The 2,994-nt window shown below is 71.9% G+C and carries 4 protein-coding genes; all 4 read right to left on the bottom strand.

Translation table 11 applies throughout. The annotated features are described in order from the left end of the window. A partial coding sequence (locus ABZ641_RS31250; protein ID WP_359987255.1) for an MFS transporter occupies positions 1–993 on the bottom strand: 993 nt, incomplete at its 3' end. After that, positions 990–1,544 carry a helix-turn-helix domain-containing protein gene (locus tag ABZ641_RS31245; protein ID WP_344627535.1) on the bottom strand — a complete coding sequence of 185 codons (555 nt, stop codon included), beginning with the start codon at positions 1,542–1,544 and terminating at the stop codon, positions 990–992. The genes ABZ641_RS31250 and ABZ641_RS31245, both read right to left, overlap by 4 nt. Positions 1,545–1,691: 147 nt before the next feature. Then, complete coding sequence (locus ABZ641_RS31240; RefSeq protein WP_344627534.1) at positions 1,692–2,087, bottom strand: cell division protein SepF; 396 nt, start codon at positions 2,085–2,087, stop codon at positions 1,692–1,694. A 279-nt stretch (positions 2,088–2,366) separates the two neighbouring features. Then, complete coding sequence (locus tag ABZ641_RS31235; protein WP_344627533.1) at positions 2,367–2,876, bottom strand: DinB family protein; 510 nt, start codon at positions 2,874–2,876, stop codon at positions 2,367–2,369. Between the last annotated feature and the right edge of the window lie 118 nt (positions 2,877–2,994).

Below are 2,994 nucleotides of genomic sequence, written 5' to 3'. Positions count from 1 at the left end.
CCGGCGGGCCGCGCGGGCGGTCAGCAGGCCGCCGACCACCGCGCCGGCGAAGGCCGGGAGTTCGGCGATGCCGGCCGACAGCGGGGACAGCCCGCGGACCAGCTGCAGGTACTGCGACATGAAGAAGATCACGCCGGAGAGACCGATCAGCGAGGTCAGGGTGGCGACCACGGCCGCGGTGAACCGCCGGTCGGCGAACAGCCGGACGTCCAGCAGCGGGGTCTCCAGCCGCAGCTGCCGGCGGACGAAGAGGACCAGCGCGGCGGCGCCGACGACGAACGCGGCGGGCACCGTCCAGTGCTCGAACGGGCCGTGCGCCGCGGCCTCCTTGACCGCGTAGACGACGCCGATCACACCGGCCATCGACAGGGCGACGCTGGCGACGTCCCAGCGGCCCGGCCGCGGGTCGCGGGACTCCGGCAGCAGCCAGGCGCCGAACGCCAGCAGCAGGACCAGCACCGGCAGGTTGAGCAGGAAGACCGAGCCCCACCAGAAGTGCTCCAGCAGCATGCCGCCGATCAGCGGGCCGAGGGCGGCGCCGGCGGTGGCGCCCGCGCCCCAGATGCCGATGGCGGTGGCCCGCTCCCGGGCGTCCGGGAACAGCGCGCGGATCAGGGACAGGGTGGACGGCATGATGGTCGCGCCGGCCACGCCGAGCAGGGCGCGGGCCAGGATCAGCCAGCCGGGGCTCGGCGCGTAGGCGGCGAGCAGCGAGGCCGCGCCGAAGGCGGTGGAGCCGAACAGCAGCAGCCGCTTGCGGCCGATCCGGTCGCTGAGCGCGCCCATGCTGACGAGCAGCCCGGCGAGGACGAAGGAGTACGCGTCGCCGATCCACAGCAGCTGGGTGCCGCTCGGGCGGAGCGTCTCGCTGATGGACGGGATGGCGAGGGACAGCACGGTGGCGTCGAGGGCGACGAGGGTGACGGCCAGGACGAGTACGCCCAGGCCGGCCCAGCGGTGCTGCGCACGGGCCTGGACGTGTGTGCCGGTCATGAGGGTTCCGATCTCCTGAGGGCTCCGCCGAGGAACAGCTCGGTGAGCGAGTACGCGCCGTCGCGCGGGGCCAGTCGTCCGTCCTGGACGGCCCAGCCGACCCCGGCGACGAGGTCGAAGAAGGCTTCGCTGAGCCACCCGGCCGCGAGTTCGATCCGGAAGACGCCCTGCTGCTGGCCGCGGAGGAAGAGCGCGCGGACGCGGGCGTCCTGCGCCTCCCACAGGTCGTTGATCTCGGGGTCGTCGTAGAGCTGGTTCTCGCCGGCGAGGAAGGCGCAGAGCGCGGCGTCGGGGACGACGGCGTCGACCAGCCTGCGCAGGGCGGCGTCCGCCGGCCCGTCCTCGATCACGGCGGTGTCGCAGGCGTCCGCGAACTTCCGCAGGCTGAGCATGCCGACCTCGCGGATCAGCGCTTCGCGGCCCGGGAAGATCCGGTGCAGCGTGGCACGGCTGATCCCGGCGGCGCGGGCGATCTCGTCGAGGTGGGCGGTGGGGCGGCGGGAGAGCACGCCCACGGCTGCCTCGAGGACGGAGTCGCGATCGGTGGCCATGAGCCGAGTGTAGAGCACGTGAGACATGGATGTCTCATATGTGAGCACCGAATCCTGCCTGAGACGGGTCCGTGCCGCCGCACGGCCGGTTCCGGGCAACAGAAAACCGGGGACGGCGGGTGCCGCCCCCGGTCGGGGAGGGGTGGATCAGCTCTGGTTGTAGAAGCCGCTGCTGTCGAGCGGGCGGTCGATCACCGTCACCTCGACGTCCGGCGGGGTGAGCAGGAAGACCCGGCGGGCGATCCGCTCGATGCCGCCCCGGGTGCCGAAGACCAGGCCGGAGGCGAAGTCGATCATGCGCTTCGCCTCGGGGTCCTCCATCTCGCTCAGGTCCATCACGACCGGCGTGCCGGTGCGCAGGTGCTCGCCGACGGTGCGGGCCGCCTCGAAGCCGGTCGGCTTCAGCGACACGATCTTCGCCGCGGGCGCCGGAACGGACGGCAGGGTGTCCTCGGTGTCCCACGCGTCGTCGTACGCCGCAGCGGGGTAGTTGCCGGAGGGCATCAGCCACCCGTTGTGGTGCTCGTCGCGAAGTGCTCCCATTTGCCGCGCCTCCCTCTCCCGACCCGTACGCGCCCCCCGTGGGCGTGTCTTTTTGACACGTCATCCACTTGTTGGAACTGTCCGAGTATCGCACTGATCACCGGTTCGGTGCCCGCACGCGACCGCCGTCCGGGTCGTGGCGCGCCCGATCGCCGGGTGATCCCGACAACCGGTGCGACGCCGCAGGTCGCCGGACGGTTCCGCGTGTAGACCATATGGGGAGGCAGCTTCGGGAAGTTGACGATCCGTCAACGAAGCTGTAACGGCGTCAACCCCTGCTCACTCCCCGGTGGCGCCGTCGATCCGCTCGCGGATCAGATCGGCGTGTCCGTTGTGCCGCGCGTACTCCTCGATCATGTGGACGAGGATCCAGCGCAGCGTGACCTCCTCGCCGCTGCGCGGCCGCTTGCCCACCGTCTCCGGCGGCAGCCCGGCGGCGGCCGCCCGGGCCAGCTCGACCTGGGTGCGGTAGGTCGCGAAGTCGGCCTCCACGTCGGCGGTGTCGACCTGGTTGAAGTCGCCGTCCTCGTCGTCCTTCGTCCAGAAGATGCCCTCCTCGAACTCCTGGCCCTGGAGGACGGAGAGGAACCAGTACCGCTCCACCTCGGCCATGTGCCGGACGAGGCCGAGCAGGCTGAGCGAGGACGGCGGCACCGAGCGCTCGCGGAGCCGGTCGTGGCCGAGGCCCTCGGTCTTCAGCAGCAGGGTGGCGCGGTGGTAGTCCAGCCAGGCGGTGAGCATGGCGGTCTCGTCGGCGGCGAAGGGCGGCTCGATGCGTTCGGTCGTCATGCCGGACATCCTGAGGCAGCGTCGGGAACGACTGCCACCGATTGGCACGGCGAGGTGACCGACGACACCCAGATGACGCTGTTCACCGCCGAGGGCCTGCTGCGCGGCGGCACCCGCG

This window comes from Kitasatospora sp. NPDC007106 (assembly GCF_040634455.1).
Taxonomy (GTDB): Bacteria; Actinomycetota; Actinomycetes; order Streptomycetales; family Streptomycetaceae; genus Kitasatospora; species Kitasatospora arboriphila.
This window is presented reverse-complemented; position numbering and strand designations above follow the sequence as displayed.